Annotated in this window: 24 protein-coding genes; 7 read left to right on the plus strand and 17 right to left on the minus strand. The window is 67.3% G+C overall.

The annotated features are described in order from the left end of the window. Positions 1-188 precede the first annotated feature (188 nt). The 3 genes from ABLE94_RS06395 (at position 189) to ABLE94_RS06405 (ending at position 2,993) form a co-directional block, all read left to right on the plus strand. On the plus strand, positions 189-983 hold the full coding sequence (locus tag ABLE94_RS06395) for a hypothetical protein (protein ID WP_348808347.1): 795 nt from the start codon (positions 189-191) through the stop codon (positions 981-983). Continuing rightward, positions 980-1,630, plus strand: coding sequence for a type II toxin-antitoxin system VapC family toxin (locus tag ABLE94_RS06400; protein WP_348808348.1), 651 nt, complete (start codon positions 980-982; stop codon positions 1,628-1,630). The genes ABLE94_RS06395 and ABLE94_RS06400 overlap by 4 nt, the downstream gene beginning before the upstream one ends. Before the next feature lie 448 nt (positions 1,631-2,078). Continuing rightward, positions 2,079-2,993: a DMT family transporter gene (locus ABLE94_RS06405; protein ID WP_348808349.1), complete on the plus strand. Its 915-nt coding sequence runs from the start codon at positions 2,079-2,081 to the stop codon at positions 2,991-2,993. A gap of 578 nt (positions 2,994-3,571) precedes the next feature. Here the strand turns inward: ABLE94_RS06405 and ABLE94_RS06410 are convergent. The 9 genes from ABLE94_RS06410 to ABLE94_RS06450 all read right to left on the minus strand — a co-directional run bounded on the left by ABLE94_RS06410 (position 3,572) and on the right by ABLE94_RS06450 (position 10,774). Continuing rightward, complete coding sequence (locus ABLE94_RS06410; RefSeq protein WP_348808350.1) at positions 3,572-3,814, minus strand: hypothetical protein; 243 nt, start codon at positions 3,812-3,814, stop codon at positions 3,572-3,574. Positions 3,815-3,832: 18 nt separating this feature from the next. After that, positions 3,833-4,816 (minus strand): TauD/TfdA dioxygenase family protein, encoded by a 984-nt coding sequence (locus tag ABLE94_RS06415; protein WP_348808351.1) that lies wholly within the window; start codon positions 4,814-4,816, stop codon positions 3,833-3,835. A gap of 116 nt (positions 4,817-4,932) precedes the next feature. Then, complete coding sequence (locus ABLE94_RS06420; RefSeq protein ID WP_348808352.1) at positions 4,933-5,364, minus strand: nitroreductase family deazaflavin-dependent oxidoreductase; 432 nt, start codon at positions 5,362-5,364, stop codon at positions 4,933-4,935. Between the two features lie 9 nt (positions 5,365-5,373). Next, positions 5,374-5,595 carry a hypothetical protein gene (locus ABLE94_RS06425; RefSeq protein WP_348808353.1) on the minus strand — a complete coding sequence of 74 codons (222 nt, stop codon included), beginning with the start codon at positions 5,593-5,595 and terminating at the stop codon, positions 5,374-5,376. 113 nt (positions 5,596-5,708) lie between these two features. Continuing rightward, the gene (locus tag ABLE94_RS06430) at positions 5,709-6,791 is read right to left on the minus strand and encodes an ABC transporter substrate-binding protein (protein WP_348805301.1); all 1,083 of its coding nucleotides are present in this window, start codon (positions 6,789-6,791) and stop codon (positions 5,709-5,711) included. 127 nt (positions 6,792-6,918) lie between these two features. Further along, on the minus strand, positions 6,919-7,722 hold the full coding sequence (locus tag ABLE94_RS06435) for an ABC transporter permease (RefSeq protein ID WP_348808354.1): 804 nt from the start codon (positions 7,720-7,722) through the stop codon (positions 6,919-6,921). Next, on the minus strand, positions 7,719-8,531 hold the full coding sequence (locus tag ABLE94_RS06440) for an ABC transporter permease (RefSeq protein WP_348805303.1): 813 nt from the start codon (positions 8,529-8,531) through the stop codon (positions 7,719-7,721). Before ABLE94_RS06440 ends, ABLE94_RS06435 begins: the two co-directional genes overlap by 4 nt. After that, positions 8,524-9,381 carry an ABC transporter ATP-binding protein gene (locus tag ABLE94_RS06445; RefSeq protein ID WP_348805304.1) on the minus strand — a complete coding sequence of 286 codons (858 nt, stop codon included), beginning with the start codon at positions 9,379-9,381 and terminating at the stop codon, positions 8,524-8,526. The genes ABLE94_RS06440 and ABLE94_RS06445 overlap by 8 nt, the downstream gene beginning before the upstream one ends. Before the next feature lie 100 nt (positions 9,382-9,481). Further along, positions 9,482-10,774, minus strand: coding sequence for a DNA polymerase III subunit delta' (locus ABLE94_RS06450; RefSeq protein ID WP_348805305.1), 1,293 nt, complete (start codon positions 10,772-10,774; stop codon positions 9,482-9,484). 173 nt (positions 10,775-10,947) lie between these two features. Between ABLE94_RS06450 and ABLE94_RS06455 the strand changes: the two genes are divergently transcribed. Then, a complete protein-coding gene (locus ABLE94_RS06455) occupies positions 10,948-12,405 on the plus strand; it encodes an adenylate/guanylate cyclase domain-containing protein (protein ID WP_348805349.1) in 1,458 nt (485 codons plus the stop codon). A gap of 47 nt (positions 12,406-12,452) precedes the next feature. On the opposite strand, the gene topA is transcribed toward ABLE94_RS06455, so the two are convergent. The 3 genes from topA to ABLE94_RS06470 all read right to left on the minus strand — a co-directional run bounded on the left by topA (position 12,453) and on the right by ABLE94_RS06470 (position 16,717). Continuing rightward, entirely contained in the window at positions 12,453-15,515 is a 3,063-nt protein-coding gene (gene topA, locus ABLE94_RS06460) for a type I DNA topoisomerase (protein ID WP_348805306.1), read from the minus strand. A gap of 314 nt (positions 15,516-15,829) precedes the next feature. Further along, the gene (locus tag ABLE94_RS06465) at positions 15,830-16,411 is read right to left on the minus strand and encodes a hypothetical protein (protein WP_348808355.1); all 582 of its coding nucleotides are present in this window, start codon (positions 16,409-16,411) and stop codon (positions 15,830-15,832) included. 102 nt (positions 16,412-16,513) lie between these two features. Continuing rightward, the gene (locus ABLE94_RS06470) at positions 16,514-16,717 is read right to left on the minus strand and encodes a cold-shock protein (protein ID WP_004022110.1); all 204 of its coding nucleotides are present in this window, start codon (positions 16,715-16,717) and stop codon (positions 16,514-16,516) included. Between the two features lie 406 nt (positions 16,718-17,123). On the opposite strand from ABLE94_RS06470, the gene ABLE94_RS06475 reads away from it, so the two are divergent. Next, entirely contained in the window at positions 17,124-19,490 is a 2,367-nt protein-coding gene (locus tag ABLE94_RS06475) for a DEAD/DEAH box helicase (protein WP_348808356.1), read from the plus strand. A gap of 146 nt (positions 19,491-19,636) precedes the next feature. Further along, positions 19,637-20,182 carry a hypothetical protein gene (locus tag ABLE94_RS06480; RefSeq protein WP_348805309.1) on the plus strand — a complete coding sequence of 182 codons (546 nt, stop codon included), beginning with the start codon at positions 19,637-19,639 and terminating at the stop codon, positions 20,180-20,182. 28 nt (positions 20,183-20,210) lie between these two features. Here ABLE94_RS06480 and ABLE94_RS06485 read toward each other — a convergent pair whose 3' ends face one another. After that, positions 20,211-20,816 (minus strand): hypothetical protein, encoded by a 606-nt coding sequence (locus tag ABLE94_RS06485; protein WP_348808357.1) that lies wholly within the window; start codon positions 20,814-20,816, stop codon positions 20,211-20,213. Positions 20,817-20,970: 154 nt separating this feature from the next. Here ABLE94_RS06485 and ABLE94_RS06490 point away from each other — a divergent pair, with 154 nt between their 5' ends. Next, positions 20,971-22,455 carry an MFS transporter gene (locus ABLE94_RS06490; protein ID WP_348808358.1) on the plus strand — a complete coding sequence of 495 codons (1,485 nt, stop codon included), beginning with the start codon at positions 20,971-20,973 and terminating at the stop codon, positions 22,453-22,455. 19 nt (positions 22,456-22,474) lie between these two features. Here ABLE94_RS06490 and ABLE94_RS06495 read toward each other — a convergent pair whose 3' ends face one another. From ABLE94_RS06495 to ABLE94_RS06510, 4 genes are all read right to left on the minus strand, one after another. Next, complete coding sequence (locus ABLE94_RS06495; protein ID WP_348808359.1) at positions 22,475-22,855, minus strand: Rv3654c family TadE-like protein; 381 nt, start codon at positions 22,853-22,855, stop codon at positions 22,475-22,477. A gap of 13 nt (positions 22,856-22,868) precedes the next feature. Further along, positions 22,869-23,279, minus strand: coding sequence for a TadE family type IV pilus minor pilin (locus tag ABLE94_RS06500; RefSeq protein WP_348808360.1), 411 nt, complete (start codon positions 23,277-23,279; stop codon positions 22,869-22,871). After that, a complete protein-coding gene (locus ABLE94_RS06505; protein WP_348808361.1) occupies positions 23,280-23,501 on the minus strand; it encodes a DUF4244 domain-containing protein in 222 nt (73 codons plus the stop codon). 117 nt (positions 23,502-23,618) lie between these two features. Continuing rightward, positions 23,619-24,257 carry a TetR/AcrR family transcriptional regulator gene (locus ABLE94_RS06510; protein WP_348808362.1) on the minus strand — a complete coding sequence of 213 codons (639 nt, stop codon included), beginning with the start codon at positions 24,255-24,257 and terminating at the stop codon, positions 23,619-23,621. Positions 24,258-24,332: the final 75 nt, after the last annotated feature.

Consider the following 24,332-nt stretch of genomic DNA (forward strand, 5'->3'; position numbering starts at 1 on the left):
TGACCCCCACTCCGTCGAAATATCCGAAGGGGGCCCACACCTGACTGTCCGGTGAGTCATTTATTTTTTGCGGGGACGTCCGCGTTTCTCGTGCAGCGCTGGTCAACCCGTGCTTCTGTATCCGTTTCGACGCGATACGGTCACACCGACCGGCTACGGTGTTGCGTATGGGAGCGAACGGGCTGCAGGTGACCCTGCGCCAGGGCCGTGAGCGCGCCGAGGTCGCGCGCTTCACCCGCACGCTCGACGAAGTCGTCCGGTCCCTGAAAGAGATCGACGAGGTGTACGTCGACCGTGCGACTCGCCCGGTGTGGATCCTTGGTGGCGTCCGGCATAGCGGGAACAGTCTGATCATTCGTCTGACTCCGCGCGAGGCACCGCTCAAACGGGAACTCAGCGACATGCTCGTCCCAGTGCAGGCCCTCGTCGACGGGGCGCGAACTCTCGAACGCGAGCCGGCCGTGCCGCGGTTGTTTCAACCAACGACAGTCAACCGGATCGCTGACCTGTCTGCCCCGCACGAAGGCGTCCGGTCGGTCTCGCTCGCGACCTACAACGGGCGCGTGGGTCGGCGCGTCGAACTGAGCGACAAGGTGAAGACCAACGCACTGGCCGCGGTCCAGCCCAACCAGACGACATACGGAACCGTCGTCGGCCGTGTCTTTGCAGTCGGCGAACTCCGAAAGCGGCGAGTCCTGAAACTCGCTATCCGAGACGAGAACCGCAACGAGGTGGTCGAGGCCGTGACTCCCGAATCGCTCGAGTCCGCGGCACGCGACGCATGGCGGCACCGAGTGATTGTCGGCGGCGAGATCCGACTCAACGCGCGCGGTCAGGCCGTTCGTATCGATGTGGACCGCCTCGAGCGAATGCCCGAGGACAACAGCGGCCGCCCCGCCGTCGGCGCCCTCCTAGGTTCGGTGAGCACAGAGATACTCGGCGGTCTCTCCGTGGACGAGTTCCTTGATCGGATGCGCGGATGAGTCGAGTGCCCGCCCCACCGCCTCGGATCTACGTCGACACGTCCGTCTTCTGCGACCTGCTCCTGCAGAATCCGGTACCTCACCCCGACACGGACGAACCGAGATGGAAGAGCGCCCTTCTGCTACTCCAGGCCGTGAACGACGACCGGGTAGTGCTCGCCGCGTCGGCGCTCGTGGAAGCCGAGGTCGGTTGCCTGGTGCCCTACCGCAACAGCGCCGAGGCGACGCGAGATCAGATACGCGGGTGGTTCACTGCACCCGCAACGAAGTGGACTGACGTCGACCGATTTCTGGCGCGAGATGCCGTCGCACTCGCAGACCAGTGGGCCCCGTTCGCCGAACAGGGCAAGAAGCTCGGCGGCGCCGACGCCACCCACCTGGCCGCCGCGGTCCGATTGGGATGCGACTACCTGATGACCCAAGACGGCGGATTTCCAATCGGGCAAACCGTCTCCGGCGTTCGCGTGAGGCGCCCCGACGTCGTGTGGGAAGAGACCCTGGACGACCTACTGGCCATCGAGACTGCGGACGGCGGCCACGCAAAGGGCACGAAAACAGAAAGCCCGAACGGCACTCCCCGGAACACAGAAGCGGCCTCGGCGCACGCGACCAGCACTAACCGGACTGACGGCCCCGATCCGGACTGAACATCCCGCCAGCTCTCAGCGACTAGGTCAGGGGTTCGATTCCCCTGGGCGGCTCCACGAGAACACACAGTTAACGGCAGTCTTCGGGCGTGACCACATGGCTGGTTCCGGCACGCAGGTTCCCCCGCACGGACGCGACACGGTGCTCGACGCCTTCCTGCGACCCAGAGTCACGGCTTGCCACAGTCGCGTTCACCGGTCTATGAACGCTGGTGCTTCGACCGACCACTGCGCCGCACTCGACAGTTTGGAGCATGACGAGCAGAGGCAGGAAGACGGCGACTGCCTGAGCAACTGCGAAGACCAGCACCTACCAGGCCGCAACCGGAGACATTCGTGAGGTAGCCATGTCTCGACCATTCGGACGTAGCGGACATGTGAACGGCCGCCCCGGGTAACCTCTAGCGATGTCGATGACCGCCGAACGACCCGACATTGTGGAGTAGACGTGATCCTGCCGATGATCCTGGCACTGGTTGCCGCCATGCTGTTCGCGCTTGCGTCGGTACTCCAGGCGAAGGGCACCCAGGGATTGCCGGACGAGGGCGCGACCGGCGCAGGATTCCTGGTGACTCTCGCCCGCCGCAAGACCTGGCTACTCGGTATCGGCGCCGACATCCTCGGATTCGTGGTGCAGGCATGGGCGTTGGCGGTCGGCAGTCTCATGCTCGTGCAGCCATTGTTGGTGAGCACCTTGTTGTTTGCGCTACCACTGGCCGCGATCACCGAGCACCGCAGGCTAATCGCCCGGGAATGGATTTGGGCGGCAATACTCTTCGCCTCACTGGTGGTATTCATGGTGCTGGGGCAACCGATGCACGGCATCGAGGATCCCGCGTTCAGTGCATGGATCATTCCGATCATCATCATCGTGCCGCTGGTCGCGGTGTGTGTCGGAGTCGGCTCGCGGCTGCCACACGGCACCTGGCGGTCATTGGCACTGGCGATCGCAGCCGGTGTCCTGCTGGGGGTTTCGGCCCCGCTGACCAAGACCACCATCGCCGAGTTCGGCCATGGCTTCCTGACCGGATTGGCGAGTTGGGAGTTCTGGGCGATGGCGGTGACGGCCACCCTCGGAACGCTGTGGCAGCAGTCCAGTTACCAGGCCGGCGACGTACAGACGAGCCTGCCCGCGGTGACCGTGCTCAAACCGGTTGCCGCGATGGCATTAGGCCTCACCATCTACCAGGAAAGCCTGCGGGTCGGGCACGCCGGAGACATCGTCGTGATCGTCGCACTCGCCCTCATGTTGGCATCGACGATCATGCTGGGCCGACTGTCGGCACCCGACAACGCCTCTGCCGCAACCAATTCCGAAACCGTATCGTCGAACGGCACACTGGGCGCACCCCAGACCGACTGATCCGGGATGCGCCGAGGAAGTTTGGACAAGACCGGGGGATTTCTGTAATCCACCCCGGCCTCTGGTTCAACAAGCGAGTTACAGCATCGCGTGAACGTGGTGACGAGAGTATCAGGTTGCCGAGCGTGAACGCCAATCGGTTTTCCCTGACCCGGCGGAACCGGGGCACCGACAGTTGCCGATCGGCCGATTGGCGCACGCCGGGAAATGCTGTTACACAGCGATGTTGACCGAAGAGACTACGCCTCGACGTCCCGGCGGGGACGCTCCTCGATCCATCCGCGTCGGAACTCGCGCACCAGGATGTCCCACACGGTGTAGACCACGAACGCGACCGCCGCAAAGATCAATCCACTCACCACGGCATCCCGGAAACTCTGGTCGCCCCACGTCGCTACCAAGATCGTCGTGATGACGAATAGAATCAGTGGGGGCTTATTCCCCCGAACGTGCTCACCCGACGAGAATGGAAGACCGGGAGGCCGCGTAGTCAGGCGTGTCGGCCCCGTAGAGGACACGCAGAACGCCCGGTGACGTGACGACGCACCGGGCATTCCGATGTGGTTCGCGAGGCGCGCTCAGGCCGCGGGCACGAGCGCGGGGCTCGGGCCCGTGTCGGACGGGTCCTCGCCGGCCGGGGCTTCACTCGCGGGCACCTCGACGTCCGGTGCGAGTTCTCCGGAGCCACCCTCGGGTTCGGTCTCGAGTTGCGGCTGCGGATCGACCTGCGGGTTCCCGTCGCCCTCTGCGCCCGGCGGGATGACGCCCCCCTTGGCCCTGAGCCGGGGCGGAACCCGCCGAAACTGCTGCCACTCGCACACCGACCACCTCACCAGGCCTCACGCCGCAAACGCCGACAGCCGTCGCGGTTGCTCCACCGATGAATAATGGGAGGCGTCGCCGAGGAGTATCCGACTCGCCTGTCCGTGAATGTCGACGGGGACGTCGCCTGCCAGCGTGATGCGGTGGAGTTCGCGCTTCTGATTGCCGAAGTCGGCGATGCCATAGTGCTGGGTGGCACGGTTGTCCCAGATGACCAGGTCACCGTAGCTCCAGTTCCATCGGAAGGTGTTCTCCAGCTTGGTGATCCGCGCCTGCAGAAGCGCGTCCAGACTTGCGAACTCGGATGCTTTGAGGCCGCGGAACTCCGTGGCGAAATGGCCGAGCAACAGACTGCGCTCCCCGGTCTCCGGGTGTACTCGCACCACCGGATGCAGCGTGTAGAACTCGGTGCTGGTGAATTCGGTGTAGTGCGCTTCCTTCTGGACCACATCAATTCCGCCGGACGCCTCCTTCTGTCCGGCGTAGTCGTACAGGTTGGAATGCGTGGCCCACAAGTCATCGACCAAGGAACGCAATGGTTTCGGTAACTGCTCGTACGCCGCGACGGTGGACGCCCAGGTGGTCGCACCACCGTAGCTCGGCAGCACTATCGGACGCAGCAACGACGCCTTGGGGATGCGGTCGACGAAGGTCACGTCGGAATGCCAACTGTTGGCCGCGCATTCGATGGTGAGCAGTTGTTCGCCTCGCGACGTCACCGTCGGATGCGGTGCGGTGGGTTCGCCGAGTCGGCGCGCGAAGGCGTACTGGCTGTCGTCGTCGAGATGCTCCTGACCGGAGAATACGATCACCTTGTTGACGGCCAACGCGGTCCGGATCGCCTCGGCCTGCTCGTCGGTGACGTCGCCGCCGAGTCGCACGCCCTCCACGCGAGCACCGATGTGCTCCCCCAGCTTGGTCACCGTGATATCGGCCGCCCGGTAAAGGTCCCGCGCCACCGCCTCGTGAGCACCACGGGCCTCGATCTGCGCCAAAGTCATTGTGCGCACCTTCCTTTCGCCACCCACCACTGTGGGCGTCGAATCTGAAGCATGCAGCATTCCGACTCAGGTTGATTCCAACGGCACGCGCCGCGGGATCGTGGCGTCGGGCCGCCTCACCCGCGCGGCATCAACTCGACGATCGCGATCGGCCGGCTTGTCTTGGCCTGATACTGCGCGTACCGGCCACTGTTCACCTTGTCGGCGATCTCCCAGCGCAGGGCGTAGTCGGGGTCGTCGGGATAGGTGGCGCGAGCGGTGACCGGAATGTGCTTGCGCCCGACCTGGATCTCCACCTCGGGGATGGCCTTGAGGTTTGCCAGCCACGCCGGCGGACGGGGTGATCCGCCGTTGGACGCGACGACGAGGTAGGCCTGCCCGTCCCGGGCGTAGGTGAGGGCGGTGGTGCGGGGTTGACCGGTCTTGCGTCCGGTCATGTGCAGGAGCAGCGTCGGATTGCCGAACAACAGCCGATGCCCGATCAGGCCACCGGAGTGCTCGTAGATCCACTGGTGCGCGTGCAACGCACGCACGAAGAGACTGGCCACGACAGGGCCCTACGCGGACGAGCCGCCGCCCTCGGTGTCATCGGAGGCCGGATCGTCGGAGGGAGCGTCACCAGAAGATGGGGCATCAGAGACGGACGCTGCGCTGTCGTCCGACGTCTCGTCGGCGAGCGGGTCGTAACCGGGGACGCCCTCGAGCACGGTGAGTTCGTTGTCGATCGCCGCGCCGATCGCCTTGGCGTCCTCTTTGATCTTGTTGATGAAGTCCGACATGCTCACTCCTCGCCGACCGCGGCACCGGATTCTCCGGCCGATACTCGCCGTCCAGGGTACAAGAGCCGGCGGCCGCGGCCCCGGGAGATGCCCGTGGGCGCGGCCGCCGCCGGTCAGGCCCGCTTGAGGTCGGGGTTCTCCGCGTAGACCTCCTTGATCAGCGACATGTCGAAGATCTGCTCGGCGGTGAGGGTGTATCCCGCCTTGGCCAGCGCCTCGATGTTCTGGTCGATGAGCGCGTCGGTCATGGTCAGCAGGCCGTTGGCCTTGGTGTCGTCGGAGACGACGAGACCGTTCTGTGCGGTGGCCTCCTTGGTCTGCTCGGCCTCGTCGAGTCCGAGGTCCTTGCCGTACTTGGTGACGGCGAGTTTCGCCGATCCGGCCGGGTCGGCGACGGCGTCGTACCAGCCCTGAATATCGGCCTTGAGGAAGGCCTTCACCTTGTCGCGTTCGTTGTCGATGGTTTCCTGCCGCACCACCAGCGTCTCGGCCACCAGCGGCAGGTTGAAATCGGCGAACAGGAAGTTGGTATTGGCGAAACCGGACTCCGCCAACGTGATCGGCTCGTTGGTGACGTAGGCGACCCATCCGTCGACCTCACCCTTGGTCAGCGGTGTCGGGTCGTACTGGACGGTGATCTTCTGGACGTCGGCCTCGGTCATCCCGTTGGCGGTGAGCAGCGCCTTGAAGACGTTCTCGTTGGATGCCTGCACACCGATCTTCTTGCCGGCCATCTGCTGTGGCGTGGTGATCGGCGCGCCGGCCGAGGAGACGATGCAGAAGGGGTTCTTCTGGAAGGTCGCCGCGACGGTCTTGAGGGCGGCACCCTGCAGGATGACCGGCGCGGTGAGCTGTGGCGCGGTCATCCCGATCCACACCTTGTTCGACGTCAGGCCGGTCTCCACGCCGGTTCCGGCGCCGCCGCCGGTGAGCAGTTCGGGGGTGCCGAGTCCCGCCTGTTCGAAGTAGCCCTTCTCCAAAGCCCAGTATTCACCCGCGAATTCGATGTTCTTCTGCCAGGAGAGTTGGACCTTGGGGTTGGTCGACGAGGCGCCCCCGGTGTCGGAACTGCCGCTGCTGCAGGCCGAGAGGGCCCCTGTGACACCCAGTGCCCCGGCCGCACCGCCCGCCATCAGGGAGTAGCGCAGGAACGATCGGCGATCGAAACCCCGGGCGGGCGTGTGGTGTCGTGTCATTGTTCCTTCTCCCCTCCCGGCGGACGTCGGTGATCCGCCGAGTATTCTCCGGTTGTCTGTTCTCCGGTGTCAGCGAGAGCGCCGTTGCCCTGCATGGTTTTTCGTATCGCCCACCGTCGTGGTCATCTCAGGCCGGCGTCATTCCCATCTGGCTCAGCACGACGGTCTCGATCACGCCGACGATGGCGTAGATGACGATCGACGACACCGTGATCACCAGCACCGAGGCCCACAGTTCGTCGTAGGCCGCGGCCGGAAGTGCTTGCTGCAGAGTTGCTCCCAACCCCTTATTGGTGGCCAGCCACTCGGCGACGGTGGCACCGATGATGGCACCGGGCACCGACACCTTGGCAGCGCTGAACAGCGACGGCACCGCCGACGGGATCGCCGAGACGCGCAACGCGGTCCAGCGACCTCCGCCGTAGACGGCCACCACGTCGTCGAGGTGTTTGGGAGCGGCGGCCAATCCGGTCATGATCATCACCAGGGCGGGGAAGAACACCACGATTCCGCCCATCACCGCCACCACCGCCACACCGCGTCCGACGATCATGGTGATCAGTGGGGTCATCGCGACGAGGGGCACCGACCGCAGCAGCATCGCGATCGGCATGAAGGTCTGCGCCGCGGGCCGCGACACCACGAACACCGCGGCCACCACCAGCGCCGCGATCATTCCGGTGACGAATCCGATTGCGTAGTCCTGCAACGTGATCCAGAGGTTATCGGTGATCTGTTGGCGGTTCTGCCCGGCGTCGGGATCAGTGAACAGGTAGGCGAGAACGTCACTCGGGGTGCGGCCGATGATCGGCCCGATGTCGGGGAAGGCGAGCAGGAACAGCCACCAGATCACCAGGATCAGCACGAACGACAGGACCAGCGATCCGAGGAACTTCGCGATCGTCCACAGACTCGATGCGCCGACACTCATCGCGTCACCGCCGTCCCGGTGGACCACCGGGTGACGAATCGCGCGATCACCGCGATGATCGCGTACCCGATGCCTGCGACCACGCCGCACAGCAGCGCGATCGCCCACACCTGTGGGATGTCACCGGCCTGCTGGGCGATGATCATCGCGGGCCCGGCACCCTGCTCGGGCATCGCGAGGAATTCGCCGAGGACCGCACCCAGCACCGCCGCGGGCGCGGAGATCTTGAGTGCGGCAAGAGTATTGGGAAGTGCGGCCACCGATCGGACGAACCACAGCTGGGCGAAGCGTCCGCCGCCGTACACCCGCACCAGGTCGAGGCTGCCCCGGTGCGGTGACCGCAGGCCGGACAGCGTGCCGATCATGGTGGTGAAGAACACCGAGATCGCGGCGAGGAACACGATCATCGTCTGCACCTCGGCGAAGGCCACCTGGATGATCGGCGCGACCGCGATGATCGGCGTGCAGTAGGAGATGATGGCCAGCTGTGTCGCGAGCCCCTCGACGGGCGGGATGATGATCACCAACAACGCCAACGCGATGGCCAGCCCGTTGCCCCACAGGAATCCGCGGAAGGCCAGCGAGATGGTGGCCGAGAAGTTGTCGACGTAGAACTGCAGTCCCCGATCCCCGATGGCGGCCAGGACCGCCCAGGGCGTCGGGATGGTGCCGTTGAACCATTCGAGGGCACCGGCGAGCCACCAGAGGCCGATGAGTCCGACGATCCCGATGGCACCGGCGGCCCACCGGTCGGGTGCCAGCCGACCCCAGCGGCCGGTCGCGGCCCGCTCGACGACCGCGCTACTCATGCGCGGCCCCGGCGGTTATGGCGGTCTCGCCGGCACCGGTGTCACCGCCGGCGGGCTTGGCCCCAAACAACAGACCGGACAAATGGTCGTGCAGCGCATGGAATTCGGGGGTGCGCATCATCTCGGGGGTGCGTGGGCGCGGCAGGTCGATCGGCACCATCTCGATCACCCGACCGGGCCGCGGACTCATCACCGCGACGACGTCGGACAGGAAGACCGCCTCGGCGATACCGTGGGTGACCATCAGCGTGGTGGCCGGCTTCTCCGTCCAGATCCGCAGCAGTTCGATATTGAGACGCTGACGGGTCATGTCGTCGAGCGCACCGAACGGTTCGTCGAGCAGCAGCGCGGTCGGGCGCACCACCAGGGCGCGCGCGATGGATACACGCTGACGCATCCCGCCCGAGAGCATCGCCGGTTTGGCCTTCTCGAATCCGGTGAGACCGACGAGTTCGATCAGGTCGGCCACCAGCGCGTCGTCCTTGGGCATCCGGCCCACCTGCAGCGGGAGTTTGATGTTGGATTCGACCGAGCGCCACGGCAGCAGGGCGGAGTCCTGGAAGGCGATCCCGAGCTGGTGGTTGCGTTGCAGCTCCGACGGCGACTGACCGTTCATCAGGACGGTGCCGGTGGTGGCGTCGTCGAGTCCGGCGAGGATGCGCAGCACCGTCGATTTGCCGCACCCCGACGGGCCGAGCAGCGAGAGGAACGCTCCCTCGGAGGTCTGCAGGGACATCTCCGACAATGCGGTGACCGAACTCGATCCGCGGATCGAGCGGGTGGCGAATGTCTTCGTCAGACCGGTGATGTCGAGACCGGTACCGAGTGGACGCGCCGGAACTGGGGCCATGCGAGGCCACGCTAGAAGGTCGGTATTGCCCGCTTATTACCGCTAAGTAACCCCTTGCGGGGTCCCACCGACGCCGCCCCACCCAGGCGCGTCGGACGGCCTACGTCGTACCCGGGTTGCGCATCGCGAGCCCGATCCGGGCGACCATGGCGTCCACCGCGAACTTCGGTTTGACGTTGACCTCCAACGCTTCCCGGCAGTCCAGCACTGCCTCCACACAGCGCAACAGCTGTTCTGGGCTCGCATAGGCGGCCATCGGCCGGGTGATGTCGTCGGTCTTGTCCGGGTGCATCGCGGTCACCGCGGCACCCATCGAGATCACCAGCGCGTCCCGGTAGAGCGCCGCGAGGTCGACCAGCGCACGGTCGAGGACGTCGCGCCCCACCCGGGTGGCCCGTGACTTCTGCCGCTTCTCCAGCTCCTTGAGCGCACCCGCGCTGCCGCGCGGGGCCCGGGCGGTCCCCTTGCCGGTGCCACCGGCACCCAATGCGGTCTTGAGTTCTTCGGTCTCGGCCTCGTCGAGTTCGGCGCTGATCGCCTTGGCCGCCGTCTCCGCCGACCGGACGAGGTCCTCGGCGGCCTTGTAGGCCGTCGCATCTCGCGTGGCCGCACGGGCGATCCCCAACGCCGATTCGCGTTGCGCACGCGCGTCGGCGTCGGTGGCGAGCCGCTTCGCGCGGCCGATGTGACCGCCGCACACCGCGGCCGCCCACGACGCGGCCGGCGGGTCGATGCCGTCACGGTCGATGAGGACCCGTTCGATGTCGGCGGTCGACGGCGTCGCAAGCGGCACGTGTCGGCAGCGCGAGCGCAGGGTCACCGAGATGTCCTCGGGATCGACCGACGGCGCACACAGCAGGAACACCGTCCGCGACGGCGGCTCCTCGACCACCTTCAGCAGGGCGTTGGCGGCCTGCTCGGTGAGCCGGTCGGCGTCCTCGACGATGACGATCTGCCAACGGCCGGTGCCCGGGCGCCGAGAGGCCACCTGAACGATCTCGCGCATCGAGTCCACCGACAGGCTCAATCCCTGCGGGACGATGTTGCGGACGTCGGCGTGGGTCTGGGCCATCACCGTCGTACACGCACGACATTCGCCGCAGCCGACGACGTCCGGGTCCTGGCATTGCAGGGCGGCCGCGAAACACGTCGCGGCCACCGACCGGCCGCTGCCGGGCGGCCCGGTGAACAACCAGGCATGGGTCATCGACGCACGCGCACCCGCATCCAGGGCGGCGTCGGCGCCCGCGTCCGCCTCGTCCGAGAACATCGACACCGACCCCATCGCCGCCTCGTCGAGGCGGTTCGCCAGCCCGCGGGCAGCGCGCGCTGCGTCGGTCAGGTCGGCGACCACGGCCGACTGTCCGATCATGCGGTCAAAGACATTTGTCACAGCAGCCAGCCTAAACCGCAGCTGGGACAGTACTGTCCCGGCCAATCGCGTTTAACAATTGCAAGCAGCCAGCTACCGTGGTTGACGTGGTGCAACGTCGGTCATGGCTGTCCAAGGCCATTCACACGGGGAAATGGCTGGTCCACACCCCGTGGCCGATCCTTGCCCTCGACATGCTGCGCGCCAACCTCGTCGGCGCCCTGTTCACCTTCGCATTCCTGCGGTTCGGCATGCCGGCCAGCGACTCGTTCCGGCTCGACGAGATCACCGCCGTCAACCAGGCGATCTTCGCGGTGTACCTGGTGGTGGCGATGATCGTCGGGGCCCTGCTGAGCATCCAGTTGTCGCTGCCGGTGCTCATCTGGCATCGGCGACGCACCCGATTGGACAACGAAGGGGCACGACGCCGCGCCCTCCAGCTGCCGATGCTGCTGTCGGCGGTGAACGTCGGCATGTGGTTGATCGGCGGCGTCCTGTTCACCGTGGTAAACCTCACCGTCTCGCGGCGCGATGCGTTCATCGTCGCGATGGCCAGTGTCATCGGCGCCCTGGTGACCTGCGTTCTGAGCTTCCTGCAGTTCGAGAAGGTGCTGCGCCCGATCACCGTCGCCGCGATGGCCAACAATCCCGACAACGCGATCGCCCCCGGCGTCACCACCCGCATCACCGTCTTCTGGGTGATCAGCGTCGTCGCCCCGATGGCCGTCATCGTCGGCCTGATCACGATGCAGCGACTGCACTTCATCGAGACCGATGCGACCGGGCTGCTCCGACCCATCCTGTGGATGGCGCTGGCCTCGCTGGCATTCAGTGTGCTTGCGATCTTCCGGGTGGTCGCGGCGATCAACGATCCGATCAAACAGTTGCGGCGCGCGCAGGCGAAGGTTTCCGCGGGCGACCTGAACGCCGCGGTGAAGATCTACGACGGCTCCGACCTCGGGCTGCTGCAGGCCGGGTTCAACGACATGGTCGCCGACCTGCGCGAACGGCAACAACTGCGCAACCTGTTCGGCCGATACGTCGGCGAGGACGTGGCCCGCCGCGCCATCGAGACCGGTACCGAACTCGGAGGCGAGGAACGCTACGTCGGCGTCCTGTTCGTCGACATCGTCGGTTCGACCCGGCTGGCCGTCAACCGGCCACCTCGCGAGGTGGTCGACCTGCTCAACGAGTTCTTCCGGGTGGTGGTGGCCGTCGTCGGCCGCCACGGCGGGTTCGTCAACAAGTTCCAGGGTGATGCGGCGCTGGCCATCTTCGGTGCCCCGCTCGACCTCGAAGACTTCGCCGGCCGAGCGTTGGCGTCGGCGCGGGAACTGCGCGCCGAACTCTACGAGACCCTCGGCGACACCGACATCGGCATCGGGGTGTCGGCGGGCAAGGCGATCGCCGGCCACATCGGGTCGGAGCAGCGACTGGAGTACACGGTGATCGGCGACCCCGTCAATGAGGCCGCCCGGCTCACCGAACTCGCCAAGGATGAACCGGCCCGCGTGCTCGGTTCGGCGCGTGCGGTGTTCCTCGCCTCCCAGGGCGAGGCCGAGCACTGGGAGATCGGCGAGGGCGTCGAACTGCGCGGACGCGGTATCGAGACGCTGCTGGCGCGACCGCTCGTGGAGACGCCGCAGCAGTAGCGGCACGTGCAGCGATAAGGCCGGTCTGTTCCGGGCAGCCGGCTCGGTCAGCCGTCGGCCGGGGGCGTCTTCTGGGCGGCCGTCTTCTTGGCCGTCGTCTTTTTCGCCGTCGTTTTCTTGGCCGCCGTCTTTTTCGCAGCGGTCTTCTTGGCGGCGGTCTTCTTGGCCGGGGCCTTCTTCGCGGCGGCCTTCTTGGTGGTGCGCTTCTTGGCCGGACCGCGGGCGCGACGATCGGCGAGCAGCTCCATGGCACGTTCGACGGTGATGGTGCCGACCTCGTCGCCCTTGCGCAGGCTCGCGTTGGTCTCGCCGTCGGTGACGTACGGGCCGAAGCGGCCGTCCTTGATCACCATCGGCTTGCCGGACACCTCGTCGTTGCGCTCCAGATCACGCAGCGGCGGCGCGGCGGCCTGCCGACCGCGACGCTTGGGCTCGGCGTAGATCTTGAGTGCGTCCTCGAGGGTGACGGTGAAGAGCTGATCCTCGCTGGTCAGTGACCGCGAGTCGGTGCCCTTCTTCAGGTACGGCCCGTACCGGCCGTTCTGCGCGGTGATCTCGTCACCGGATTCCGGGTCGGTTCCGACCACCCGCGGCAGCGACAGCAGCTTCAGTGCATCCTCGAGCGTGACGGTGGCGACGTCCATCGTCTTGAACAGCGAGCCGGTCCGCGGCTTGGGGCCGGCGGCCTTCTTCGCGGTCTTGCGAGCCGTCTTCTTGGCGGCGGTCTTGGTGGCCGTGGTGGTCGAGGCGCCACCCCCGGTCGGGGTCTCGTCGAGCGGGACCACGTCGCCGTCGGCGGCACCACCGTCGCGGGGGGTCGGGCCGGCCGGGATGGTGGCCGGCGCGCCCGACGATCCCCCGTCACCGTCGTCCCCGTCGTCGTCGCTGGGCAGGATCTCGGTGACGTACGGGCCGAAACGTCCTTCCTTGACCACGATTTCGTGGCCGGAGGCCGGATCGACGCCGAGCACGCGACCCTCCTGCGGGGTCGAGAAGAGCTTCTCGGCCACCGCGAGGGTCAGTTCGTCGGGGGTCATGTCGGCGGGCAGATTGGCGCGCTGCAGATCCGGTTCGGCGTCGGGGCTTGCGGCGACATTGCGCTCGAGGTACGGCCCGAAGCGGCCCACCCGGACGTACACCGGACGTCCCTGCTCGTCGTCGAACAGCCGGATCGAGTTGACCTCGCGGGCGTCGATCTCCTCGAGGTTGACCCCGACGAGCTTCTTCAGCCCACCGTGCTTGGCGATCTCGGAGTTCGCGATTTCTGAATCATGTTGTCCCCCAGCCGCATCGTCACCGAAGTAGAACTCGGTGAGCCAGCGGGTGCGGTTCTCCTGACCGCTGGCGATCTGGTCCAGATCGTCCTCGAGGGAGGCGGTGAAGTCGTAGTCGACGAGACTCTCGAAGTAGGCCTCGAGCAGTCCGACCACCGCGAACGCGACCCAGGACGGAACCAGCGCGTTGCCCTTCTTGAGGACGTAACCGCGGTCCTGGATGGTGCCGATGATCGACGCGTACGTCGACGGCCGGCCGATGCCGAGTTCCTCGAGCACCTTGACCAGCGAGGCCTCGGTGTAGCGGGCCGGCGGGTTGGTGGTGTGCCCGTCGGCGGAGGGCTCGGTTGCGGTGAGCGCCTGACCTTCTCGCAGTTGCGGCAGCCGGTTCTCGGCGTCGTCGGCCTGGCCGCCGGCCTGATCGTCGACGGTTTCGACGTAAGCAGACAGGAAGCCCGGGAAGGTGATGGTACGGCCCGACGCCGCGAAGGTGGCGACCTCACCGCTGGTCGCGGTGCCGCTGATGCGCAGGCTCAGGGTGGTGCCCTTGGCGTCGGCCATCTGGCTGGCCACGGTGCGCTGCCAGATCAGTTCGTACAGACGGAATTCGTCGGTCTCGAGCTGCCCGGCGACCTGTCCGGGGGTCCGGAAACTCTCACCGGCCGGCCGGATCGCCTCGTGGGCTTCCTGGGCGTTCTTGACCTTTCGCGTGTACTGACGCGGAGTCGGATGAACGAAGTTGTCGCCGTACAGATCTCGTGCCTGTGCGCGGGCCGCGTTGATCGCCGACTCGCTGAGCGTGGTCGAGTCGGTACGCATGTAGGTGATGAAGCCGTTCTCGTACAACCGCTGCGCGATACGCATCGTGCGGTCGGAGGAGAAGCGCAGCTTGCGGCCGGCCTCCTGCTGCAGCGTCGAGGTCATGAACGGCGCATACGGACGACGCGTGTAGGGCTTTTCCTCGACGGAGGTGACCTGCATCGCCGCGTTGTCGAGGGCTGCGGCCAATGCGGTCGCACGCTGCTGGTCGAGGACAACCACACCGTCGGTCTTCTTCAGCACGCCCTTGGGGGTGAAGTCACGACCGGTGGCCACGCGGGCGTCGTCGACGGAGACCAGGCGCGCGGTGAAGGTGCGCGGGGTCGAGTCGGAGTCGGCACCGGTGTCCATGGTGGCGTCGATGTCCCAGTACTCCGCCGACACGAACGCCATCCGCTCACGTTCACGTTCGACGATGATGCGGGTGGCCACCGACTGCACGCGGCCCGCCGACAGCCTCGGCATGACCTTCTTCCACAGCACCGGGGACACCTCGTAGCCGTACAGGCGGTCGAGGATGCGGCGGGTCTCCTGCGCGTCGACGAGATCGATGTCGAGGTCGCGCGGGCTCTCGGCGGCGGCGCGGATCGCCGGTTCGGTGATCTCGTGGAAGACCATCCGCTTGACCGGGATCTTCGGCTTGAGCGTCTCGAGGAGATGCCAGGCGATCGCCTCCCCCTCGCGGTCACCGTCGGTGGCGAGGTAGAGCTCGTCGACGTCCTTCATCAGGGACTTGAGTTCGGTGACGGTCGATTTCTTGTCCGGCGAGACGACGTAGAGCGGCTCGAAGTTGTCGTCGACGTTGACGCCCAGGCGCGCCCACGGCTGACCCTTGTACTTCGCGGGCACGTCGGCCGCGCCGCGGGGCAGGTCGCGGATGTGACCGCGGGAGGACTCGACCACGTAGTTCGACCCGAGGTACCCGGCGATCTTGCGCGCCTTGGTGGGCGACTCGACGATCACGAGTCGTCGGATCGCCTTCCCGCTCGTGGGGGTCGTGGTGCTGGTCTCGGCCAACGCGGGTCCTTCGCTTTCGAACTGTTCGCTTCGGTGGGTGTCGCCGGCGGGTGTCGTCGGTGGGTGTCGCCATGGGGGCGGTCACCTGCACTGTAGAAGAAAACCGTTCTGGTATCCGTCAGTGGGGTTTGTACCTTATTAATAGCGTCAATTGCACATCCGAATTCCCGCAGGGGCACGTCGGACATTCCGAATGAACGGCCTTGGGGCCGAAAATCCGCTGGTCAGACTACATTGGGCGGTTCGGTCACACCGACGACGACGCGGCCGACATCGGCGCGTTCCGTCACCGATCCGTGACCTGACCGGGGCAGTCAGTACGGGTCGCCGGGCCAGTCGCCGGCCGATGCCCCCGCGGGTCCGCGGCCGACGTATTCGGCCAGTCGGGCCAGCCGGCGGGGCCCCGACACCCGCAACGCCGGGGTGTTGATGCGGGTCCCGACCAGTGTCGGGGCGATACCGACCCGCATGAGCGCGGTGGCCAGTACCGCGTGGGAGTCCGGGCAGTGCGGGTCCAGTCCGAGCAGATACTGACCGTGATCACCGTGTCCGGTGGCCAGTGCCCAGAACCGCAGCGCCCGGGGTGAGGGAACCCAGCCGACCGGCATCGTCTTGACCGCCCCGGTCGACCACGCGCGGTGCAACACGTCGAGGTCGTGGCAAACCGAGGTGCGCGCGATCGGCGAGCCCTCGTCCGAGGTGATCGATTCGGCGTCGAGTCCGGTGCTGCGCATCTCGTCGACGATCGCGTCGGCACGCCAGCGTGCGCCGACGACCACCGACACCCGGGTTCCCGACCGCGTCGACGACGTCTGGCCCCAACCGGCGAGCAGACCCGCGAGATCGGCCACCACCGGCTCATCGGTCTCGGCTGAGAAGAACGCCAACTGGCCCACGCCACCGACATTACTGCCCGGACACGAAAAACCGCTCCCGGCCTGATATCAGGACGGGAGCGGTTTCTTTGAGAAGCCTGTTCGCGTTTCCGCGAGATCGGCTCAGACGGCGCGGACGCCCGTCGCCTGCGGGCCCTTGGTGCCCTGTCCGACCTCGAACTCAACGCGCTGGTTCTCTTCGAGGGTGCGGAAACCGGATCCCTGGATCTCGGAGTAGTGGACGAACACGTCGTCGGACCCCTCGTCAGGAGCGATGAAGCCGAAGCCCTTCTCCGCGTTGAACCACTTCACAGTTCCCTGTGCCATTACTGCATTCCTTTACATCATGCCAACTGTCAAGTACGGGGTGGCCCCGTACCGTGGCCGGTCTGACCGCCATACCTCGAAGAAGCCCCGCCGGATGGGTGGACACCACCCACGTAGGAGTAAAACTCAGTACCACGGCTGCAACCCGATTCCCCCGAACACCGCAGTGACGATGTACCGAGAGAAGCTGCGGCCGCACATAGTCAATCATGTTCGGGGCGCCAGCGATAGTCACAGCAACCACGACGAATGAAAATGTGGACGATTTCAAGCAGATGGAATCTGTCGGTAACATCTGAGCAGACCCCGCGCCAGTGAGGAACATATCGATCCGGTCTCGAATCCCCGTCCGACAGCGAAACTCTGCGACGTCGGCGAGGCGCGGACACGACCCGATGCACGCTCTATGACTTTGCACACCTACGGAACCGAGCTCCTGCGCCGCTGCCTCGCCGGTACCGAAACGGACTCTGGTCCCCTCACTCACCTGTCCGTCATCCCCTCGCGCACAGCGACTTTCGCCGACTGGCCGGAATGGGTGCCCGACGAGGTCCGATCGGCGTTCGCCGACAACGGCATCGAGCGGCCGTGGGCACACCAGGTGCGGGCCGCCGAGCACGCCCGCGCCGGACGTCACGTGGCCATCTCCACCGGCACCGCATCGGGAAAATCCTTGGCGTATCAACTGCCGATCCTGACCGCCATGCTCAACGAACCGCACCCCACCGCCCTCTACCTCGCTCCCACAAAGGCATTGGGCGCCGACCAGATCCGGGCGGTCTCCGCGGTCACCGCCGGGCGGGCCGCCTTCTCCCATCTCGCGCCGTGCGCCTACGACGGCGACACCGACACCGAGATCCGGCACTGGGCCCGAACCCATTCCCGGTGGATCTTCACCAACCCCGACATGTTGCATCTGGGTATCCTCACCGGCGTGCTGGCCCGCGGCACACCGACGGCGGCCGGGCCGGTGCACGGCCAGTGGCGCCAGTTCTTCCGTCATCTGCGCTACATCGTGATCGACGAATGTCACCACTACCGAGGCGTGTTCGGGTCGCACACCGCCCTGGTGCTGCGGCGCCTGCTGCGTCTGGCACGGGCGTGCGGGTCTGATCCGACGGTGATCGCGGCCAGCGCGACGGTCGCCGATCCGGGCGCCGCCCTGTCGCGGCTCATCGGCGAACCGGCCGTCGGCGTGACGCAGGACTGTTCGCCGCGTGGAGAGCGCACCGTCGCACTGTGGGAGCCGGACTTCCTGCCCGGCATCTCCGGCGAGAACGGCGCACCGGTACGACGCTCCGCGGGAGCCGAATCCTCGCGACTGCTCGCCGATTTCGTGATCGACGGGGCGCGGACACTGTCCTTTCACCGCAGCCGCCGGGGCGTGGAGATCGCCGCCCTCGGTGCACGAAAGTTGTTGTCGCACAGCGCTCCTGAACTGGTGGACAAGATCGCCGCCTACCGGGCGGGTTACCTCGCCGACGATCGGCGCCGCCTCGAGGCGGCGATCTCGGAGGGTGACCTCGTCGGCGTGGCCACCACCAACGCCCTTGAACTCGGCGTGGACATCAGCGGCCTGGACGCGGTCATCATCGCCGGATATCCGGGCACCGTCGCATCGTTCTGGCAGCAGGCCGGCCGGGCCGGGCGTCAACGCACCTCCGGTGACGCCCTGGTGGTGCTGATCGCCCGCGACGATCCCCTCGACACCTACCTCGTCCACCACCCGCAGGCGCTGCTCGGCACCCCGGTGGAGGCACCGGTCATCGATCCGGCCAATCCCTTCATCCTCGGACCGCACCTGCTGTGCGCCGCCACCGAATACCCGTTGCAGGACACCGAGATCGAACGCTGGGGTGCGCGTGACGCGGTCGCCGAGCTCGCCGCGCAGGGATTGCTGCGCCGCCGCGCGGCCGGCTGGTATCCGGCGCCCGGGGTGGACCCACACGGCGACATCGACATCCGCGGCGGGATCGGCGGACAGATCCTCATCGTCGACGCGACGACGTCGGAACTGCTCGGCACCGTCGACGCCGGACGGGCACCGGCGACCGTGCATCCCGGCGCGGTCCACATCCATCAGGGACGCACCTTCGTCGTCGACGAACTCGCCCTCGACGACGGCCTCGCACTCGCCCACCCGGAGGAACCCGACTGGACGACGTCGGCGCGCGAGACCACCGCGATCACCATCACCGACACGCTGTCGCAGGAGTCATTCGGACCACTGCGGACCGCGCTCGTCGACGTCGACGTCACCCACCAGGTGGTCGGCTACCTGCGGACGCTGCTGTCCGGGGAGGTCCTCGACGCGGTGGAACTGGACATGCCGCCCCAGACTCTGCACACCCGCGCGGTGATGTACACCCTCGACCCCGAGGCCCTGGAGGACATCGGTGTCGACGCCACCCGCCTGCCGGGCTCGCTGCACGCCGCCGAACACGCGGCCATCGGGCTGCTGCCACTGGTCGCCACGTGCGACCGCTGGGACATCGGCGGACTGTCGACCAACCTTCATCCCGACACCGGACTACCGACCGTCTTCGTCTACGACGGGTACCTGGGTGGGGCGGGATTCGCCGAACGCGGTTTCGGTGCGTTCGCCACCTGGATCGCCGCGACCCGCGACGCCGTCGCCGGATGCGGATGCGAGTCGGGATGCCCCTCCTGCGTGCAGTCCCCCAAGTGCGGCAACGGCAACGACCCCCTGGACAAGGCCGGAGCCGTCGCCACCCTGACCTTGATCGGCCGGCTGCTGCAATCGCCGGACTGAGCCGACCATCGACGCCGAAACGCGCTGTTCAGCGGATGTTTCGGGACACCGGCCGCACCGATTGACGATCCCTTGTGGGTGCCCGCACGATCGCGAATTCCGGTGTGTGACGGGACTACCCGCGAGTTCTCGGTGATACTGGTCGAATGCACGACAGGGATTCCCGGCGGAGCACACCGTCGCGGACCATCCTGCGGGCGCGCCCGGTGTACTACCTCCTGGCCCGTCCGACGCAGGAGCCGGATCGTCTGCCGCCGACGATCGGCGAGAGCGACGTGTTCTTCTCCGAGGACGAGGCCCTCGACGCGCTCGACATCCACTACGCCTGGACCGCCGTTCGCCACGACGACAGTGAGTTCGTCGACTCCGCGCACTGGTATCTGCAGAGCGCGATGGTCGGCCCCCGCATCAGCCCGTCGCTGGGCGAGGTGTACCTGGCTACCGTCGACGAGCAGAGCGGTGAGACGTGGGCGGCGGCCGGCGGATTCCTCACCGAGGGCGAGGTGGTGCACTGGGCGCCGTTCGTCGCGGCGGTCCGCCCCCGCATCCGGACCGCCGTCGGCGACACCCCGCTCGAGCTGGCCTACCGCGGCGACGCATCGGTCTACTTCGGGCAGGTCTGGTTCGCGCCCATGCATTCGGTACGGGTGTACCCGAAACGCATCGTGGTGGGCGACGAGGCGCACGGGTGAGGGGCGCGCGGGTGAGGAGCTTCTGGTTTCAGGCGCCGCACTCGAGTGATCGGCCATAGCGCTCGCTACACCAGGCGACCGTGTTCGTCGCATCCCCGAAGCCGGTCATGGCCAGGTAGCGCACGCCGTCGCCGTCCGTCTGCAGGGTTGCGCTGTACGTCGCGCCCGCGTACATGGATCCGCTGGTGCCCAACCCCTGCGATGACAGTTGACTCACCAACGTGACGGCGATGCCCTGGCCCGAGCCACGCCACGTCGCCGACCAGGTCTCACCGTTGAACGCGCCACTGTAGACCTTCATGGTGCCGTTGCCGTCGGGATTCAGCGTCATCTGCCGCGTGTGGCCGATCCAGTCACCGGCGTAGGCGGCGGTGTCGACGGCGGGGGTGGTCGGGGTCTGGGTGGCCGGGGTCTGGGCGGCCGGTGTCGGGGTGATCGTCGTCGGGGGGCCGCCGCCGGGTGGAACGATGACGGTGGCGGTTTCGGTGACCACGACGACCGGCGACGCCGACCCCGCCGATGCCGAATCGGTGCCGGAGTGGCAGGCGGTCAGCGCCACGATCAGCGCCGGGACCATCCCGATGGTGACGACGACGGGGCGTCGCGTGGGACGTCGTGGGAGCGCGGAGAACATGCGGCCCAGTGTCGCAGTGCCGGGAGCGACGGTGCACGCGAAGTGCCGCGGATTCCTTCCACCGGACGAATCGTCGTGGCGGCGGGAGGGGCGCCGCGGGTCGGGGCATCGTCGCATGGCCGAATGACCGCGTTCTCGGGCACAATGACCGCTCATGAACGTCGGTGAGGGTGCCCCGCCGAGCGCGGGTTGGAGAACGCTCGCACGGCCCGCCTGGGTGGACCGATCACCCCGGTCGTACTGGTACACCGTCGCCGGTATCAGCTTCGGCGCGTTGATGGTTCAGCTCGATTCGAGCATCGTCACACTCGCCTTGCCGACCCTGCAGCGCTCGTTCGACGCCTCCCTCGCCTCTGTGCAGTGGGTGTCGGTGGCCTACGTGCTGACGGTGGTCGCGCTGGTCGCGCCGTGCGCCCGGCTCGGCGACGGCCTGGGCCGCAAGACGCTCTACCTCTGCGGGTATGCGGTGTTCACGGTGAGTTCACTGCTCTGCAGTGTGGCCCCGGATCTGTTGTCCCTCATCGCCTTTCGTGTCCTGCAAGGTACCGGCGGAGCGGCGATCGCCGGCAATGCGATCGCCATGGTCACCGAGAACATGCCCAAGGACAAGCTCCGCGACGGGCTCGCCGTCCAGGCGGCCATGCAGTCGGCGGGCCTGGCGCTGGGACCGATGTGCGGCGGATTCCTGGTCGACGCCTTCGGCTGGCGGTCGATCTTCTGGGTCAACGTGCCGATCGGGCTTCTCGCGCTGGGGTCGGCCTTCATCCTCCTCCCGCCGGGACCGGCCCGTCGCCGCATGCCTCGATTCGACTGGCCTGGAACGCTTCTGCTCGCCCTGGTCGCCGTCGGCCTGCTGATCGGATTGTCCGGACTCTCCGGCCTTCCCCTGGGCCTGGCCGCCTCCCTCGCGTTGCTGGCGAGTCCCCTGCTCACCGTGCCGGCGTTCTGGCATCGGGAGAAGAATGCCGCCGCCCCACTGATCGATCCGCCGACGATGCGCACCCCGCAGATCGCGATCGGCGCGTTCGGCGCCCTGGTGAGCTACCTCCTGCTGATCGCTCCCACCGTGCTCGTACCGCAGATCCTGGTCCCCCTCGGCAGATCGGTGAGCGAGACCGGCGTGATCCTGTTCGCGATGCCCGCGGGATTCCTGGTGGCCACCGTCGCGTCGACCGTGTGGTTGCACGCATGGGCCGGTAACACGACGCGCACCGCGGTGGCGTGTGTGGTGATGCTCGGGTCGCTGGTCGCGTTGGCGACCCATCCGATCGAGCTCGGCTGGATCGTCCCGGCACTGGTCGCGCTCGGCGTGGGACTCGGCGTGTTCGTGCCCGCCAACAACGCCGCCGTCATGTCGGCGGCCACCGCACGCGGCACCGGGACCGCCGGCTCACTGATCTCGATGTTCCGCAACGTCGGCGTCGCGATCGGTGTGGCCGTCGTGACCCTCACCCTGCACATCGCCGGCCACGACAGCCGCGCCGACGCCACCGATCCGACCGGCCCGGCGCACGCCGACCTGCTCGACGGCGCCCGGGCGGCCTGGCTGGTGCTGCTCGCGTTCGGGCTGGTGGCGGCACTGATCACCGCGGCGTCGGCCGTCGCCGCCAGACGTGCGGCGTCAGCGGCCACCCGGTGACGCCGACGCGTGCCCGCCCTCAACTCACCGGACCGGCACGTGCCGCCGCACCGGCCTCCCGGGACCCGAACACGCCCAACTCGATCGGGACCACGACCTCCACCACCACATCACCTCCCCGGAGCCCGCACGTCCTCAGTTGCGCACCGCTTCGCTGATCGGCGATCACCTCACGTGCCGACGCACACGGATCGGCGGCGGCGCCCACCTGATCGACGGCGGCGGCCAGGGCCGCGAGGTCGGCGGCGGATTGGGCGCGGTGCCGAGCGACCACCGACGCCCCGACGTAGACCACCATCAGCAGCACCGTCAGCACGGCGAGGATCACCCCGGCCGCCACCACCGTCGCATACCCGTCCTCATCGGCGACGACACCACCACGCCGCGATACCGCCGTCACGGAGCAACCCCGGTCATGGCCGGACCCCGGGCGCGAACTCCACCTGGTCGGAGCCGTCGGGCTCCGGCACGGCCACCGCGCGGGCGGTCATCGACACACCCGGCAGCATCGGCACGCCGTCGGTGACCTCGACGACGATCCGGACATCGGTCGTGGTCACCGAGATCCGCGCATCGCCACCGACCAGATCCGTTGCCGCCGAACGTGCCTGCGCATCTCCGGAGGCGGTGAGTCGTGCCACCTCGCGAGCGGCGTCGGTGCACCGGATCTCGGTGACGACCGCACCGATGACCCCGAGGCCCAGGATCAGGATCGCGATGATCGCCGAGATCCCGTACGCCGCTTCGACCGTCACCATCCCGGCATCCCCGGTGATCAGCCGCCGCAGCCATCGGCGCCGAATTCTGCTTTCCTGCCGAGACATTCAGCTCACCGACGTCGACAACGCCTTGTTGATGATGCCGGTCAGCGCCGAGACGATGTCACCGCCGGTGACGACGGTGTACAGGATCGCACCGAAGGCCGCCGCGGCCACGGTGCCGATGGCGTATTCGGCGGTGCTCATGGCGTCGTCCTCGCTGATCAGGCGCAGCGTCTGACCGGTGATCCAGTCGCGGGTCTGACGGTATCTGCGGTGAGGTGACATGGGGTGGTCCCTTCGATCGTCGGGTTGATTCACGGGATTGGACGCACCGCAGGGCGCCGCGGTTCCACGAATCCCCGAGAAATTTCTGCTCCGACCGAAGAGCCCGCTACCGCACCGTCATTCGGGGCCGGCGGTGATCGTCAGCCAGATGATCCGGGCCTGCGCCGCGGCCACCGCCGCGTCCCCCGAGGTGTCGTCCCCGACCGTCATGATGTGCTGGGTCGCGGCGCGCTCCACCATCCAGGTGATGGCGGCGACCGCTTCCCGGGTGACCACCGGATCGACCCGGCCGTCGGCCTGCCAGCGGGCGACATTCCCGTATGCGTAGTCGACGAACATCCCGATCCGGCCGTGGTAGAACTCCGCCACCTCGGGGTCGTACGCGGCGACCTCGGCGACCGCACGCATCAGCGGCCAGTGTCCTCGGGTCTCGGCGATCATCGCGGCGACCGCCGACTCCACGCCCGCGACGCCGGCATCGAGTGATGCGTCGTCGGCGAACCACGATGCCGGGGCGGCGAACAGTTTCGCCGACGCCACCTCGGCCACCTGGATCAGCAGGTGACTCTTGTTGGGAAAGTACTGATAGAAGTTGGTGCGCGACATGCCCGAGTGCTCCGCGATCCGTTGCACCGGGAGTTCGGTGAATCGTTCGCCGGAGCTCAACAGCTCTTCCACGGCGTCGAGGACGCGGCGGGTGATCTCGGCCCGGCGGCGGGGTCCGTGCCCGCTGTGTGTTCTCGTCACCGAGCCCATGCCGAGATCCTACCGCCCGCCTTGACACATGCGATACGCAGGGATAACGTCGCCTGACACTGTGTCGGACTGCAT

Origin of the sequence: Gordonia sp. VNK1 (assembly GCF_040049135.1) — a bacterium.
Lineage (GTDB): Bacteria > Actinomycetota > Actinomycetes > Mycobacteriales > Mycobacteriaceae > Gordonia > Gordonia oleivorans.